We start from the raw sequence: 13,903 nt of genomic DNA, 5'->3' as shown, positions 1-13,903 counted from the left end.
CGTCCTATTGCACCTATCCCCTGTGGCCATAGGCCTCGGAGCATTTCATGCCAGATCATCCATCCCCACCACGCCCGCCGTTGGGGCGTGCCAGCCTGATGCTGCGCCTGGCGGCTATTGGCGCGGTTGTTGGTGTCGTGGCGGGGGCTTTTGCCTACGTCAACGGCACACTTGACCCACAGCGTTTGCGCCCCAAGACGTTGGTCAATGCCCTGGAAACCAATAATGGCGTACACCAAGGCTACCGACGCAATCACGCTAAAGGTGTGTGCGTGGCCGGCTATTTCGAGAGCAGTCCTGCGGTTCGGGCGTATTCCAGCGCACAGGTATTCAGTGAGGCCCGCACCCAGGTGATCGGGCGTTTCGCCCTGCCCAGCGGCAACCCCTATGCCCCGGACAACAGCGTGCCGATCCGCAGCCTGGCCGTGCAGTTCAGCCAGGCCAACGGCCAGCAATGGCGCACCGGGATGAACAGCATGCCGGTGTTCCCGGTGGGCACGCCTGAGGCGTTCTACCAGATGCTCAAGGCCGGTGCCCCAGACCCTGCGACCGGCAAGCCGAACCCGGCCAGTATGCCGGCGTTTTTTGCCAGCCATCCCGAGGCCGCGCCGTTTCTGGCGTGGGTCAAGACCGCCAAGCCCTCTGCCAGCTATGCCACCGAGACCTATAACGCGATTAACGCTTTTTACCTGATCAATGCCACCGGGCAACGCCAGGCCGTGCGCTGGGGCGTGGTACCGCTGAGCCAGGATGCCAGCGGCGCCATCACGCCTGAAGGGGCGGATTCCCTGCAGGCAGATTTGATACAACGCTTGAAGGCCGGGCCGCTGCGCTGGCAATTGCAGATCACCCTGGCCAACCCCTCGGACCTGGTAGATGACGCCAGCAAGGCCTGGGTCGGCGCGCACACGGTGCTGAACGCCGGCACCTTGGTGCTTGAAAGCAGCCAGCCGCAACTGGACGGCGATTGCCGTGATATCAACTTTGACCCCTTGATCCTGCCCAGTGGTATCGAAGCCTCCAATGACCCGCTGCTGGCTGCACGTTCTGCCGCCTATGCCAGTTCATATTTGCGTCGCACCGGCGAAGTCAGCCAGTTGCACAGCGCCCCTCAGGAGTCCCGGCCATGAATGCCCAACCGCGTTTTTTTGCGCCGCTGGCGCGCCTGCTGCACTGGCTGATGGCGCTGATGGTGATCGCCATGCTGTTTATCGGCGCTGGCATGGTGGCGTCGGTTTCCGAGCGCCATGAGTGGTTGTTGCACCTGCACAAGCCGCTGGGCATTGCGATTCTGCTGTTGGTGATCGTGCGGCTGGGGGTGCGCTTTTCTACCCGTCAGCCGCCGTTGCCTGTCGACTTGCCGGCGTGGCAGGTGCTGGCGGCCAAGGCTTCGCATGTGCTGCTGTATGGCTTGATGCTGATCCTGCCGTTGCTGGGGTGGGCGATGATTTCGGCGGCCGGTGATCCGGTGATGCTGTCCAGCGCCTTGCAGTTGCCCGGATGGGTGCCGGCCAATGCGCAGTTGTTTGCGGTGCTGCGCAAAGCCCACGGTTACCTCGCCTATTTGCTGTTTCTGACGGTGTTGCTGCATTTGGCGGCGGCGTTGTTCCATGGCTGGGTTCGTCGCGATGGCGTGCTGCAAAGCATGCTCGGCAAGGACTGAGGTGCAAGGGTCGCCCGCCAGTAAACCAGGGCCAGCAGGTTGATGGCGGCGCCCAGGCCACACACGCCGAGCCAGCCGGCCCAGGCATACATCATCGTCGCCGCGACCGAGCCCAGGGCGCTGCCTGCCGAATAGAACAGCATGTAGCCGGCCGCCAACCTGCTCTGGGCGGCGGGGCGCACGCTGTAGATCAGGCTTTGGCTGGTGACATGCACGGCTTGCAGGCCGAGGTCGAAGGTAATCACCCCGAGCAGCAGCGCCCACAGCGAGGACTGGGTGAAGGCGATGGCCAGCCACGACACCAACATCAGCCCCAGGGCTGCGCCGCTGGTCCACTGGGCCAGGCCCCGGTCGGCCAGGCGTCCGGCATGAGCCGCGCCCAGCGCGCCAGCAGCACCGGCGAGGCCGAACAGGCCGATCTGGGTGTGGGACAGCGACAATGGCGGGGCGCTCAAGGGCAGTACCAGTGGGGTCCAGAGCACGGTGCCAGCGGCAAAAATCAGAAACGCCAGGACCGCGCGGTCGCGCAGCACTTTTTCTTCACGCAGCAGGCTGAACACCGAGCCGAGCAGCTGTAGATACGAACCTGGCGCCCGGGGCTGCTCGGTGGCCGGCAAGACGCGCCAGAGCAACAGTGCCATCAGCAGCGTCAGGCCAGCCGACAACAGGTACACCGAACGCCAGCCGGCCAGGTCCGCCATGACCCCGGACACCGTGCGTGCCAGCAGCAGGCCGACCACGATGCCGCTGGTCACCAGGCCCACCACATGGCCCCGTTGCTCGGGCCGCGCCAGGTTTGCGGCGTAGGCCACCAATACTTGTGCCACCACCGCGAGCAAGCCGGTCAGCAGCAGGCCAGCCAGAAACCACAGGCTGCTGCTGGACAGGCCAAGCAGCAAAACCGCGGCGGTGGACAGCAGTAACTGGCCGACGATCAAGTGCCGGCGATTGAGCAGGTCGCCCAACGGCACCAGCAGCAACAGACCCATGCCATAACCGACCTGAGTCAGGCTGATCACCATGCCGATGGTGGCGGGGTCCATGGCGAACGTGGTGGCCATGGCATCAAGCAGGGGTTGGGCGTAATAGACATTGGCCACCGACAAACCACAGGCAACGGCGAACAGCAGCACCACGGCGGCGCTCAAGGGGGAGGTTGGCATGCTGGATTCCTTTGTGGTTTTAAAATGAAACTAGTTGTACGGTAGGTAGACCGGTTTTATATTGCAACTACATTTTTCATCAGGCAGGCGTTGCGCATGGTCAAACTCACTCGCTTTGAAAGTGCCGAATGCCCGGTGGCACGCTCACTGGAGGCCATTGGTGATGGTTGGGCGCTATTGATCATTCGGGATGCATTCGATGGCATCCGCCGCTTCGGCGAGTTCCAGCGCAGCCTGGGGATGGCCAAGAACATTCTGTCGACGCGCCTGCGCAATCTGGTGGCCCACGGGATTTTCGAGATTGTCCCGGCTTCGGATGGCAGCGCTTACCAGGAGTATGTGTTGACGCAAAAGGGCAGGGGACTGTTCGCCGTGATCATTGGGCTGCGGCAATGGGGCGAGGGGTTTTTCTACGACGAGGGCGAGGCTCGTTCGGTGATGTTGGACCGTGAGCACGGGCAGCCGCTGCAGGCCTTGGCGGTGCGTGCAGCGGATGGCCGGGTGCTCGGGCCGCAGGATTGCCTGCGGGTGGCGGCGCAATCCGGGGGCTGAACCTGGCCCCCGGGGTAAGCAGGATCAGCGCAGCACGCTGACCATATCCGCCACGGTGCTCAGCACGTCCTTGCCCAGTTGCAGCGAGCGTTTGCCGGACCAGCCGGTATGCGGATCGGGTGCATCGTCGTTGTCCTTGAACGGCATTTCCAGGGTCAGGGACAGGCAATCGAATTTCTCGCCCACGCTGTTGCACGCCAGGGTCATATTGGCCTGGCCCGGCAAGTCACGCGTGTAGCCATGGGTGGTCTGGAAGTCGCGGGTCAGGGCGCTCAAGTGGCTGCGGAAGTGTTTTTCCAGGCCTTCGATACGCGGTGTGTAACCGGGGTTGCCTTCACAACCGGCGGTGAACACGTAGGGGATTTCCTCGTCACCGTGGATGTCCAGGAACAGGTCGACGCCGTATTGCTCCATTTGCTGCTGGACGAACAGCACTTCCGGGCTTTGTTCCTGGCTTGCGCTTTGCCAGGCGCGATTGAGGTCCTGGCCCATGGCGTTGGTGCGCAGATGACCGTGAAACGCGCCATCCGGGTTCATATTCGGCACCAGGTAGAGGTCGGCAGCGGCCAGGAGTCTGTTCAGTTCGTCGTCACCGTGCTGTTGCAGGCGCTCGATGATGCCTTCCATAAACCACTCGGCCATGTGCTCGCCCGGGTGTTGTTGGGCGATGATCCAGACTTTGCGCTGCCCTGCGCCACCCTTGCCACGGCGCAGGAGCGGGATATCACGGCCTTCGACGCTCTTGCCGGTGGCCAGCAATTGCGTGCCGGCGCGGTTCAGTGCCTGGTCGATCAACCAGGCGTGACGCTCGCGGCTGTAGGGTTCGAAGTAGGCGAACCAGGCGTGTTTTTGCTCGGTCTGGAATTCGATGTGCAAGGTTTCGCCGTCAAAGCGCGTTGGCACCCGGAACCAGTTGATGTGGTCGTAGGACGCCACGGCGTTGTAGCCGCTCCAGGCATGTTTGTAGGAGGACTGGCCGGCGTTGCTCAGGCGGAAGGTATGGGTATGGCCAATGTGCATCCCTTCGGCCTTGAAGTGGAACCATTGGAAGTGCTGGCTGCGGGTATCGGGTTTGATTGCGAGCAACAATTGATGGGCATCGCTGGTGTCGAGCACCTGGATATTGCCGCTGTCGAAATCGGTGCTGATCTTAATGGAGGTCAAGGCCACGGTCATAGTCTGGTTGCCTGAATATGAGGGGTGTGGCGGGTAGTTTACACAGGCGCGGGGTAAAGTCTGGACGCAAACTTTTGCGAAAAAGAAGGGGGCGTCGTCCATGACGCAGCCGCAGCTTAGAGTCTGTGAGATTGATTCTCAAGTGCTAATTTGGAAAGATCCGGGCCAGAGCGCTTTATCGACTTTCTTTTCGCGATAGTCTTTTGCTACCATGCGTGCCATCAAGCAACACACAGTCTTCATTAGCCTGAAGCCACGCCAGAATAACTGGCAAAAAAAAGACCCGGCCAAAGAGCCGGGTCAAAAACCGTGATTAGCCTGATGAGGAGATATTCCAAGAGTCCGACCTAAGGTCTCTTGGTCTATCGACTGATCTCGCGACCAGCTGCTTGCAATAATAATCATTATCATTTGCAAGTCAAATGTTTTTATCAACCAGATAGAAATATTTTTCCTTTTGTTCCTGCATGCCTACCTGGCTATGGGGTTTTCCCGCCTGCCAGTTGCAGTGGACGCTCCAGCATGGCCTTGGCCATATCAATCAGGTACACCACCGAAAACGCCAGGTCCCGGGTGCCTCCCAGCTTGTTGTCGGCCAGTTCATAGGCGATGGCGGCAGCGCTGCGCAGCAGGTCCGACGCGTGGATCAGGGCTTCTTCACTGCTGACAGCGGGGTTGGCCTCGAACCATGTCACATCGTCCGCTGCCAGGCCTGGATCTTCTTTCAAGTAGTAGTCCAGTGCGCGCTGGGCAGCGGCGCTGTCCTGCAAGAGCTTTATTTCATCATCAGGTGTACCAGGCAGGTGATCCGGGGTTGTGTTCATGAGGTCGGTGCTCTGGGTGGGAAGGTGAACAGGTGGAGCTGATAATAATACGATCTGTATTTATGTCGTTTGATTGATTACTACAAACTGTTTATTGTCGCGCTGAATACACCCGGTATCGTCTGCCCCATGGATAAATGGATCGCGTTGGTCAAAGCCAACATGAAAGACCGCAAGGTCACGCAAGAGCAATTGGCCACGCGGCTGGGCATGTCCCAGGGCGGCATCGGCCACTGGCTGGGCAAGCGCCGTGTCCCCAGCCTCGCCGACATGAACCGGGTGCTCGAAGAACTGGGCCTGGGTTATCTGGAAGCGGCGCTGGTGATCCGCGAGAAGGGCGACGCCCCGGCAGACGACGAAGCCGCGTCGGCCGTTCAATACAACCCGTATTTTCGCTATCCCGTGAAAGACTGGAAACAGCCCATCCAGGTGCACGAGCAGCGGCCAGCCTATGGCCAGGCGCGTTTTCAGGCGAGCGACTACGATGCCGACGGCGAAGCGTTCTGGCTCCAGGTCTACGGCGATGCAATGACCGCACCCAGCGGGCCGAGTATCGCCGATGGGATGATGATCCTGGTGGACCCGGCCCTCGACGCCGAGCCCGGCAAGTTGGTGGTGGCCCAATGGGCCGGCAGCAGCCAGGCGACCTTTCGCAAACTGATCGAGGAAAGCGGCCAGCGTTATCTGGTGCCGCTCAACCCGACCTATCCAAAGGCGCTGCTGACCGATGCCTGTCAGATCATCGGCGTGGTGGTACAGGCCACGGTGAAGTTCTAGGCCAAGGCCTCCAGCTCCACCAAGGCGCTGCCTTCGCCGACCATTTCGCCTTCCTGGCAATACAGCGCCTTGATCACACCGGCATGGGGTGCGCGAATGCTGTGCTCCATCTTCATCGCTTCGAGCACCACCAGTTGCGTGCCAGCCTCGACCGTCTGCCCGACGTCCACCAGCACCCGCACGATGCTGCCGTTCATCGGCGCAGTGAGGCCGCCCTGATGCGCCTGCCCGGCATCGACGGCGGCGATCGGATCAAACAGCGTCACACTGCGCATCTCACCTTGCCAGCGCAGGAACAGCGTCTGCCCATGGCGTACAGCCAGGTGCGAACGGCGTAGGCCGGCATCCTCGATCAGCAGGTGCTCGTTACGCAGTTGTGGCGCGGCGTTGGTTTGCAGGGGCACCAGGCGGTCCTGGCCGTCGCAGCTCAAATGCAGTGACGTCTCGGCGGGCAGGCCCGCGCGAAAGCCCAATGCCGCAGCCCACGGCGAGGCGAGGTCATCTTCGCGCAGCCGGGCTGGCTGGCTCTGCATGAAACCATGGCCAGCCGCCTGCCAGAACTCATCGCTCAACTCACTGGCGGCAGGCAGCAGTTGCTCCTGGTACCGCGGGATAAACCCGGTATCTAACTGCGCCGCAGCGAACGCAGGGTGGCCGATGATGCGTCGCAAAAAGCCCAGGTTAGTCTTCAAACCACCGACCGCAAACTCATCCAGCATGCTCAGCAGGCGCAGGCGCGCCTGTTCGCGATCCTCGCCCCAGGCAATCAGTTTGCCGAGCATCGGGTCGTAGAACGGGGAGACGTCGTCACCTTGCTCGACGCCGCTGTCCACCCGGCGTCCCGGGCCTGGCGCCGACTCGCGGTACAGCGCCAGGCGCCCGGTGGCCGGCAAGAAATCATTGGCAGGATCTTCGGCATACAGCCGCACTTCGATGGCGTGACCGCGCAACGGCACCTGATCCTGGGTCATCGGCAGCGGTTCGCCCTGAGCGACACGGATTTGCCAGGCCACCAGATCCAGGCCGGTAATGGCCTCCGTCACCGGGTGTTCCACCTGCAAGCGGGTGTTCATCTCCATGAAGAAGAACTCACCACGCGCATCCAGCAGGAACTCCACCGTGCCAGCACCGACATAGCCAATCGCCTGGGCCGCACGCACTGCCGCCTCACCCATGGCCTGGCGCAGGGCAGGGCTGAGACCGGGTGCCGGCGCTTCTTCGACGACTTTCTGATGCCGACGCTGGATCGAGCAGTCGCGTTCATTGAGGTACAGGCAATGACCGTGTTGGTCGGCAAATACCTGGATCTCCACGTGGCGTGGCTGGATCAGGTATTTCTCCACCAGCATCTGCGCGTTGCCAAACGACGACTGTGCTTCACGCTGGGCCGAGGCCAGGGCTTCGGCCAATTGGCTTTCGTCCTCGACCACTTTCATGCCCTTGCCTCCACCGCCAGCAGTGGCCTTGAGCAGCACCGGGTAGCCAATGCGCGCAGCAGCCTGGCGGAAGGTTTCCAGGTCCTGGGCGGCACCGTGATAACCCGGCACCAGCGGTACGCCAGCGGTTTCCATCAAGGCCTTGGCGGCGGACTTGCTGCCCATGGCATCAATGGCCGAGGCGGGCGGGCCGAGGAAAATCAGCCCGGCGTCAGCAATCGCCCGCGCAAAGCCCGGGTTTTCGGAAAGAAAGCCATACCCCGGATGAATCGCCTGGGCGCCGCTGGCCTTGGCGGCGGCGATCAACTTGTCGATCTGCAGGTAGCTGTCGGCAGCCTTGCTGCCGCCCAGGTCCACGCGGATATCGGCTTCGCGGCTATGGCGCGCATCGCGGTCAGTAGCGCTGTGCACGGCGACGGTGGTCATCCCCAGTGCCTTGGCCGTGCGCATGACCCGGCAGGCGATTTCGCCACGGTTGGCCACCAGCACGCAGGTAATCAACGGTGAACTCATGAACGAGGCTCCTGGGACTGCCAACTGGGTGCACGTTTTTGCAAAAACGCGCGCAATCCTTCCTGGCCTTCGGCGCTGACGCGGATGCGCGAGATGGCGTTTTCGCAGTAACGGCGCAACGCTGGAGTGAGCGCGCCGTTGCCGACTTCGCGCAGCAAGTCTTTGCTGGCACGCATGGCCGCCGGGCTGTTGAGCAGCAGGTTGGCGGTCCATTGCTCGACCTGTTGATTCAGCTCGGCGAGGGGGTAGCTTTGCGCCAGGAGCCCGATGGCCTGGGCCTGGTGGCCGTCGAAGCGCTCTGCGGTCAAGGCATAACGCCGTGCCGCGCGTTCGCCAATCGCCTGCACCACAAATGGGCTGATCACCGCCGGGGCGAGGCCGATGCGCACTTCCGACAGGCAGAACTGCGCGTCATCGGCGCCAATGGCCATGTCGCAGCAACTGATCAGGCCCAGGGCGCCGCCATAGGCCGCACCCTGGACCACCGCGAGTGTCGGGATCTTCAGCTTGGCCAGGTTGTACATCAACTCCGCCAGCTCGCGGGCGTCGTCGAGGTTGGTGTGGTAGTCCAGCTCAGCCGACTGTTGCATCCAGGCCAGATCCGCGCCGGCGCTGAAATGCTTGCCGCGCCCGCGTACCAGCAAAAAACGTAGCGAGGCATCGGCCTGGACCTGGTCCAGGGCAATGATCAGCTCACGGATCATTTCGGCGTTGAAGGCGTTGTTCTTCTGTTCCCGGCTCAACCACAGCGTGGCAAAGCCACGGGGGTCGTTCACCAGTTCCACGGTGTTGAAATCGCTCATGGGTGCAGCTCCAATTACATGCGGAACACGCCGAAGCGGCTCGGCTCGATGGGGGCATTCAGCGCGGCGGACAGGGCCAGGGCCAGCACGTCACGGGTCTGCAAGGGGTCGATGACGCCGTCATCCCACAGGCGGGCGCTGGAGTAATAGGGGTGGCCCTGGGTTTCATACTGGTCGAGGATCGGTTGCTTGATCTGCGCCTCTTCCTCGGCGCTGAACCCCTGGCCACTGCGTTCGGCCTGTTCGCGCTTGACTTGCACCAGCACACCGGCGGCCTGTTCGGCGCCCATCACGCCAATACGTGCGTTGGGCCACATCCACAAAAATCGCGGATCGTAGGCGCGCCCACACATCCCATAGTTACCGGCACCAAAGCTGCCGCCGATGATCACCGTGAATTTCGGCACCTTGGCGCAGGCTACCGCCGTGACCAGCTTGGCGCCGTGCTTGGCGATGCCGCCGGCCTCGTACTTCTGGCCGACCATGAAGCCGGTGATGTTCTGCAAGAACAGCAGGGGAATCCCGCGCTGGCAGGCCAGTTCGATAAAGTGCGCGCCTTTTTGCGCCGCTTCAGCGAAGAGGATCCCGTTGTTGGCGAGGATCGCGACAGGATAGCCATGCAAATGGGCAAAACCGCAGACCAGCGTGGTGCCGAACAGCGCCTTGAATTCATCGAATACCGAGCCGTCCACCAGCCGCGCAATCACTTCGCGCACATCGAACGGCTGCTTGGCATCGGCCGGGATCACGCCGTACAGCTCGTCGCTGGCATACAGCGGCGCGACGGGTGTGCGCTGTTGCAACTGCCCCTGTTTGCGCCAGTTGAGGTTGGCGATGCTGCGGCGGGCCAGGGCCAGGGCGTGTTCGTCGCTGTCGGCGTAATGGTCGGCTACCCCGGAGATCTTGCAGTGCACATCGGCACCGCCAAGGTCTTCGGCGCTGACCACTTCGCCCGTGGCGGCCTTCACCAGCGGCGGCCCGGCGAGGAAGATGGTCGCCTGCTGGCGCACCATGATCGCTTCGTCCGCCATCGCCGGCACATAGGCACCACCGGCAGTGCAGGAGCCCATGACCACGGCAATCTGCGGGATGCCCTGGGCGCTCATGTTGGCCTGGTTGAAGAAGATCCGCCCAAAGTGCTCGCGGTCGGGAAACACTTCGTCCTGGCGCGGCAGGTTAGCGCCGCCGGAATCCACCAGGTAGATGCACGGCAGGCGATTCTGTTCGGCGATGGTTTGCGCGCGCAGGTGTTTTTTCACGGTCAGCGGGTAATAGGAGCCACCTTTTACCGTGGCGTCGTTGGCGACGATCATGCACTCGACGCCTTCGACCCGACCGATTCCGGCGATCACGCCAGCGGCGGGTACGTCTTCACCGTAGACCTGATACGCCGCCAGTTGGCTGAGCTCAAGGAACGCCGAACCCGGGTCGAGCAGGCGGTTGATGCGTTCGCGCGGCAACAGCTTGCCACGGGAAGTGTGGCGCTCCTGGGCCTTGCTGCCGCCGCCTTGCTGGACCTGGGCAAGCAGGGTGTGCAGGGCATCGACTTGTTTGAGCATTGCCGCGCTGTTGGCGGCAAACTCTGCCGAGCGTGGATTGAGTTGGGTGTGCAGGGTGGCCATGGTGCACTCCCTCAGCGGGTTTCGTTGAACAGTTCGCGGCCAATCAACATGCGCCGGATCTCACTGGTACCCGCGCCGATTTCATATAGCTTGGCATCGCGCAACAGGCGGCCGGCCGGGAATTCATTGATGTAGCCATTGCCGCCGAGAATCTGGATCGCATCGAGGGCCATCTGTGTCGCGCGTTCGGCGCTGTACAAGATCACCCCGGCGGCGTCCTTGCGTGTGGTTTCGCCACGCTCGCAGGCCTGGGCCACCGCATAGAGGTAGGCGCGGCTGGCGTTGAGCTGGGTGTACATGTCGGCGACCTTGCCCTGGATCAGTTGGAACTCGCCGATGCTCTGGCCGAACTGCTTGCGGTCGTGGATGTACGGCACGATCAGGTCCATGCAGGCCTGCATGATCCCGGTCGGGCCACCGGAGAGCACCACGCGCTCGTAGTCCAGGCCACTCATCAGCACTTTGACGCCGCCATTGAGCGCGCCGAGGATGTTTTCTTCAGGCACCTCGACGTCGTCGAAAAACAGCTCGCAGGTGTTGGAGCCGCGCATGCCCAGCTTGTCGAACTTGTTGCTGCGGCTGAAGCCTTTCGAGTCGCGCTCGACGATAAACGCGGTAATGCCGTGGGCGCCTTTTTCCAGGTCGGTCTTGGCGTAGATCACGTAGGTGTGGGCATCGGGGCCGTTGGTGATCCAGGTCTTGCTGCCGTTGAGCACATACACGCTGCCGCGTTTGTCGGCGCGCAGCTTCATCGAGACCACGTCGGAGCCGGCATTCGGTTCGCTCATGGCCAGGGCGCCGATGTGCTCGCCGCTGATCAGCTTGGGCAGGTACTTGAGCTTTTGCGCGTGGCTGCCGTTGCGGTTGATCTGGTTGACGCACAGGTTGGAGTGCGCGCCGTAGGACAGCGCCACCGAGGCCGAGCCGCGGCTGATTTCTTCCATGGCCACCACGTGGGCCAGGTAACCCAGGCCGGCACCACCGTATTCTTCCGGCACGGTGATGCCCAACAGGCCCATGTCACCGAACTTGCGCCACATATCCACGGGGAACAGGTTGTCGATGTCGATCTGCGCCGCCCGTGGCGCCAGCTCCTTGGCCACGAAGGCCTGCACCTGGTCGCGCAGCATGTCGATGGTTTCACCGAGGGCGAAGTTCAGGGTCGGGTAACTCATGGGAGGGCACCTATAAACATTATTGTTGTGGGGCTGGCGACGCCATTGGGCGATCACCTTTACGTTAACGTAAACTTGCGTTGCATGACTGTCAATCGTAGCTTACGTTAACGTCAAGCTCGCGCCTGATCGGCGCACCGTCCACCTACAAAAAAGACAATAGGGGTCGTCATGGATCAACCGAATCAGAGCTACAGCCGTGGCCCACAGGACAAGGCCCTGCTGGCCATGACCATTGGCCAGGCATTTGACCGCACAGTGGCGCAGTACCCGCAGGGCGAGGCCCTGGTGGTGCGCCACCAGCACCTGCGCTACACCTGGCGACAACTGGCCGCAGCCGTGGACCTGCATGCACGCGCTCTGCTGGCCCTGGGTTTGCAAGCCGGGGATCGCCTCGGCATCTGGGCGCCGAATTGTGCCGAGTGGTGCATCAGCCAAGTGGCCAGCGCCAAGCTCGGGGTGATCCTGGTCAATATCAACCCGGCCTACCGCAGCAGCGAGCTGGAATACGTGCTCAAGCAGTCGGGTTGCCAGTGGTTGATCTGCGCCGGTTCGTTCAAGTCCTCCGACTATCACGGGATGTTGCAGGCGTTGGTGCCCGAGCTGACGGAGCAGGGCGCTGGCCAATTGCGCTGTGAGCGGTTACCCGAACTGCGCGGGGTGATCAGCCTGGATGCACGACCGCCCTCGGGGTTCCTGCCCTGGTCGCACTTGTCGACCCTCGGTGCAGGAGTCCCCGTGCAGCAGTTACACCAGCGCGAGGCCAGCCTGCACTTCGACCAAGCCGTCAACATCCAGTACACCTCCGGCACCACGGGCTTTCCCAAGGGTGCCACCCTCAGCCATCACAACATCCTCAACAACGGCTACATGGTCGGCGAAAGCCTGGGCCTGACCGCCCAGGACCGCCTGGTGATCCCGGTGCCGCTCTATCATTGCTTCGGCATGGTCATGGGTAATCTGGGCTGCATTACCCATGGCACCACCATGATCTATCCCAATGACGGTTTCGACCCGCTGCTGACCCTGACGGCCGTGGCCGAAGAACGCGCCACTGGCCTGTACGGCGTGCCCACGATGTTCATCGCCATGCTCGATCATCCGCAGCGCGACGAGTTCGACCTGTCGACCCTGCGCACCGGGATCATGGCCGGCTCTACCTGCCCGATCGAGGTGATGCGCCGGGTGATCAGCGACCTGCATATGAGCGAAGTACAGATTGCCTACGGCATGACCGAGACCAGCCCGGTGTCGCTGCAGACCGGTGCGGATGACGACCTGGAGCGTCGCGTGACCACGGTCGGGCGCACCCAGCCACAATTGGAAAGCAAGATCATCGACGAGGCCGGCAACACCGTGCCACGCGGGCAGATCGGCGAGTTGTGTACCCGTGGCTACAGCGTGATGCTCGGCTACTGGAACAACCCCGAGGGCACCCGCGAAGCCATCGACGACGCCGGCTGGATGCACACCGGCGACCTGGCGAGCATGGATGAGCAGGGCTATGTGTGCATCGCCGGGCGCAACAAGGACATGATCATTCGCGGTGGCGAGAACGTGTACCCGCGGGAACTGGAGGAGTTCTTCTTCACCCACCCGGCGGTGGCCGATGTGCAGATCATCGGCATTCCCGATGAGCGCTACGGTGAAGAGATCGTGGCCTGGATCAAGTTCCACCCGGGGCATGTGGCCAACGAGCTGGAACTGCAAACATGGTGCAAGGGGCGCATTGCGCACTTCAAGACGCCGAAGCACTTTCGGTTTGTCGAAGCGTTTCCGATGACCGTGACGGGCAAGATCCAGAAGTTTCGCATGCGTGAGATCACGATCGAGGAGCTGGGTCGCGAACCCTGAGGCCTGACCCAAACCTGATGTGGGGCTGGGCTTGTGTGGGAGCGGGCTTGCTCGCGATAGCGGAGTATCAGTCAAGTGTTCATCAATTGACCCACCGCCTTCGCGAGCAAGCCCGCTCCCACAGGGGATTGAGGGGGGGCAAAAAATGCATTTCACCCAGACAGCACAAAGGGGAGCCGAAGCTCCCCTTTAATTTGTTGTTACGTGCTCTTTTTTTATTATTGAGGGGCGGTCTATTGTTGTTTTTGGCAACCGTGGCCCTTTAGCGCTGTTTTTGGTGACCCCCATCCGGGGTCAAGAGCAAACGTATTTTTTTGAGCGCTGATCTGCTTCTTCGCACGCGAT

The 13,903-nt window shown here is 62.1% G+C and carries 12 protein-coding genes; 5 read left to right on the top strand and 7 right to left on the bottom strand.

Features of this window, described 5'->3' with window-relative positions; genetic code table 11:
• Positions 1 to 47: 47 nt before the first annotated feature.
• Positions 48 to 1,130, top strand: coding sequence for a catalase family peroxidase (locus tag H097_RS13265; RefSeq protein ID WP_032860260.1), 1,083 nt, complete (start codon positions 48 to 50; stop codon positions 1,128 to 1,130).
• Positions 1,127 to 1,663, top strand: coding sequence for a cytochrome b (locus tag H097_RS27725; protein ID WP_082445583.1), 537 nt, complete (start codon positions 1,127 to 1,129; stop codon positions 1,661 to 1,663). Before H097_RS13265 ends, H097_RS27725 begins: the two co-directional genes overlap by 4 nt.
• On the opposite strand, the gene H097_RS13255 is transcribed toward H097_RS27725, so the two are convergent.
• Positions 1,561 to 2,826: an MFS transporter gene (locus H097_RS13255; protein ID WP_082445582.1), complete on the bottom strand. Its 1,266-nt coding sequence runs from the start codon at positions 2,824 to 2,826 to the stop codon at positions 1,561 to 1,563. The two genes, H097_RS27725 and H097_RS13255, sit on opposite strands and share 103 nt — an antisense overlap.
• Before the next feature lie 96 nt (positions 2,827 to 2,922).
• Here H097_RS13255 and H097_RS13250 point away from each other — a divergent pair, with 96 nt between their 5' ends.
• On the top strand, positions 2,923 to 3,378 hold the full coding sequence (locus H097_RS13250; RefSeq protein WP_032860258.1) for a helix-turn-helix domain-containing protein: 456 nt from the start codon (positions 2,923 to 2,925) through the stop codon (positions 3,376 to 3,378).
• A 24-nt stretch (positions 3,379 to 3,402) separates the two neighbouring features.
• Here the strand turns inward: H097_RS13250 and H097_RS13245 are convergent, their stop codons facing one another.
• Both H097_RS13245 and H097_RS13240 read right to left on the bottom strand, forming a co-directional pair.
• Complete coding sequence (locus H097_RS13245) at positions 3,403 to 4,554, bottom strand: M14-type cytosolic carboxypeptidase (protein WP_032860257.1); 1,152 nt, start codon at positions 4,552 to 4,554, stop codon at positions 3,403 to 3,405.
• A 479-nt stretch (positions 4,555 to 5,033) separates the two neighbouring features.
• A complete protein-coding gene (locus H097_RS13240) occupies positions 5,034 to 5,378 on the bottom strand; it encodes a DUF3077 domain-containing protein (RefSeq protein ID WP_032860256.1) in 345 nt (114 codons plus the stop codon).
• Between the two features lie 129 nt (positions 5,379 to 5,507).
• On the opposite strand from H097_RS13240, the gene H097_RS13235 reads away from it, so the two are divergent.
• Positions 5,508 to 6,155: an XRE family transcriptional regulator gene (locus tag H097_RS13235; RefSeq protein ID WP_032860308.1), complete on the top strand. Its 648-nt coding sequence runs from the start codon at positions 5,508 to 5,510 to the stop codon at positions 6,153 to 6,155.
• On the opposite strand, the gene H097_RS13230 is transcribed toward H097_RS13235, so the two are convergent.
• From H097_RS13230 to H097_RS13215, 4 genes are read right to left on the bottom strand one after another with little or no spacing between them, the layout of a single operon-like run.
• Positions 6,152 to 8,104: an acetyl/propionyl/methylcrotonyl-CoA carboxylase subunit alpha gene (locus H097_RS13230; RefSeq protein WP_032860255.1), complete on the bottom strand. Its 1,953-nt coding sequence runs from the start codon at positions 8,102 to 8,104 to the stop codon at positions 6,152 to 6,154. The two genes, H097_RS13235 and H097_RS13230, sit on opposite strands and share 4 nt — an antisense overlap.
• Positions 8,101 to 8,907, bottom strand: coding sequence for a gamma-carboxygeranoyl-CoA hydratase (locus H097_RS13225; protein ID WP_032860254.1), 807 nt, complete (start codon positions 8,905 to 8,907; stop codon positions 8,101 to 8,103). Before H097_RS13225 ends, H097_RS13230 begins: the two co-directional genes overlap by 4 nt.
• A 14-nt stretch (positions 8,908 to 8,921) precedes the next feature.
• Positions 8,922 to 10,529 (bottom strand): carboxyl transferase domain-containing protein, encoded by a 1,608-nt coding sequence (locus tag H097_RS13220; RefSeq protein WP_032860253.1) that lies wholly within the window; start codon positions 10,527 to 10,529, stop codon positions 8,922 to 8,924.
• Between the two features lie 11 nt (positions 10,530 to 10,540).
• Positions 10,541 to 11,704 (bottom strand): isovaleryl-CoA dehydrogenase, encoded by a 1,164-nt coding sequence (locus tag H097_RS13215; RefSeq protein WP_032860252.1) that lies wholly within the window; start codon positions 11,702 to 11,704, stop codon positions 10,541 to 10,543.
• Positions 11,705 to 11,875: 171 nt separating this feature from the next.
• Between H097_RS13215 and H097_RS13210 the strand changes: the two genes are divergently transcribed.
• Positions 11,876 to 13,558 (top strand): AMP-binding protein, encoded by a 1,683-nt coding sequence (locus tag H097_RS13210; RefSeq protein ID WP_032860251.1) that lies wholly within the window; start codon positions 11,876 to 11,878, stop codon positions 13,556 to 13,558.
• Positions 13,559 to 13,903: the final 345 nt, after the last annotated feature.

The sequence above is a fragment of the Pseudomonas sp. FH4 genome, from assembly GCF_000510915.2.
Classification (GTDB): domain Bacteria; phylum Pseudomonadota; class Gammaproteobacteria; order Pseudomonadales; family Pseudomonadaceae; genus Aquipseudomonas; species Aquipseudomonas brenneri.
Note: the sequence above shows the minus strand (reverse complement) of the source record. Positions and strands in the feature narration are given on the sequence as shown.

Bases quoted from the DNA above. Each gene is read 5' to 3' on its own strand.
- H097_RS13265 (WP_032860260.1), top strand. From the start codon at position 48: ATGCCAGATCATCCATCCCCACCACGCCCGCCGTTGGGGCGTGCCAGC.
- H097_RS27725 (WP_082445583.1), top strand. From the start codon at position 1,127: ATGAATGCCCAACCGCGTTTTTTTGCGCCGCTGGCGCGCCTGCTGCAC.
- H097_RS13255 (WP_082445582.1), bottom strand. From the start codon at position 2,826: ATGCCAACCTCCCCCTTGAGCGCCGCCGTGGTGCTGCTGTTCGCCGTT.
- H097_RS13250 (WP_032860258.1), top strand. From the start codon at position 2,923: ATGGTCAAACTCACTCGCTTTGAAAGTGCCGAATGCCCGGTGGCACGC.
- H097_RS13245 (WP_032860257.1), bottom strand. From the start codon at position 4,554: ATGACCGTGGCCTTGACCTCCATTAAGATCAGCACCGATTTCGACAGC.
- H097_RS13240 (WP_032860256.1), bottom strand. From the start codon at position 5,378: ATGAACACAACCCCGGATCACCTGCCTGGTACACCTGATGATGAAATA.
- H097_RS13235 (WP_032860308.1), top strand. From the start codon at position 5,508: ATGGATAAATGGATCGCGTTGGTCAAAGCCAACATGAAAGACCGCAAG.
- H097_RS13230 (WP_032860255.1), bottom strand. From the start codon at position 8,104: ATGAGTTCACCGTTGATTACCTGCGTGCTGGTGGCCAACCGTGGCGAA.
- H097_RS13225 (WP_032860254.1), bottom strand. From the start codon at position 8,907: ATGAGCGATTTCAACACCGTGGAACTGGTGAACGACCCCCGTGGCTTT.
- H097_RS13220 (WP_032860253.1), bottom strand. From the start codon at position 10,529: ATGGCCACCCTGCACACCCAACTCAATCCACGCTCGGCAGAGTTTGCC.
- H097_RS13215 (WP_032860252.1), bottom strand. From the start codon at position 11,704: ATGAGTTACCCGACCCTGAACTTCGCCCTCGGTGAAACCATCGACATG.
- H097_RS13210 (WP_032860251.1), top strand. From the start codon at position 11,876: ATGGATCAACCGAATCAGAGCTACAGCCGTGGCCCACAGGACAAGGCC.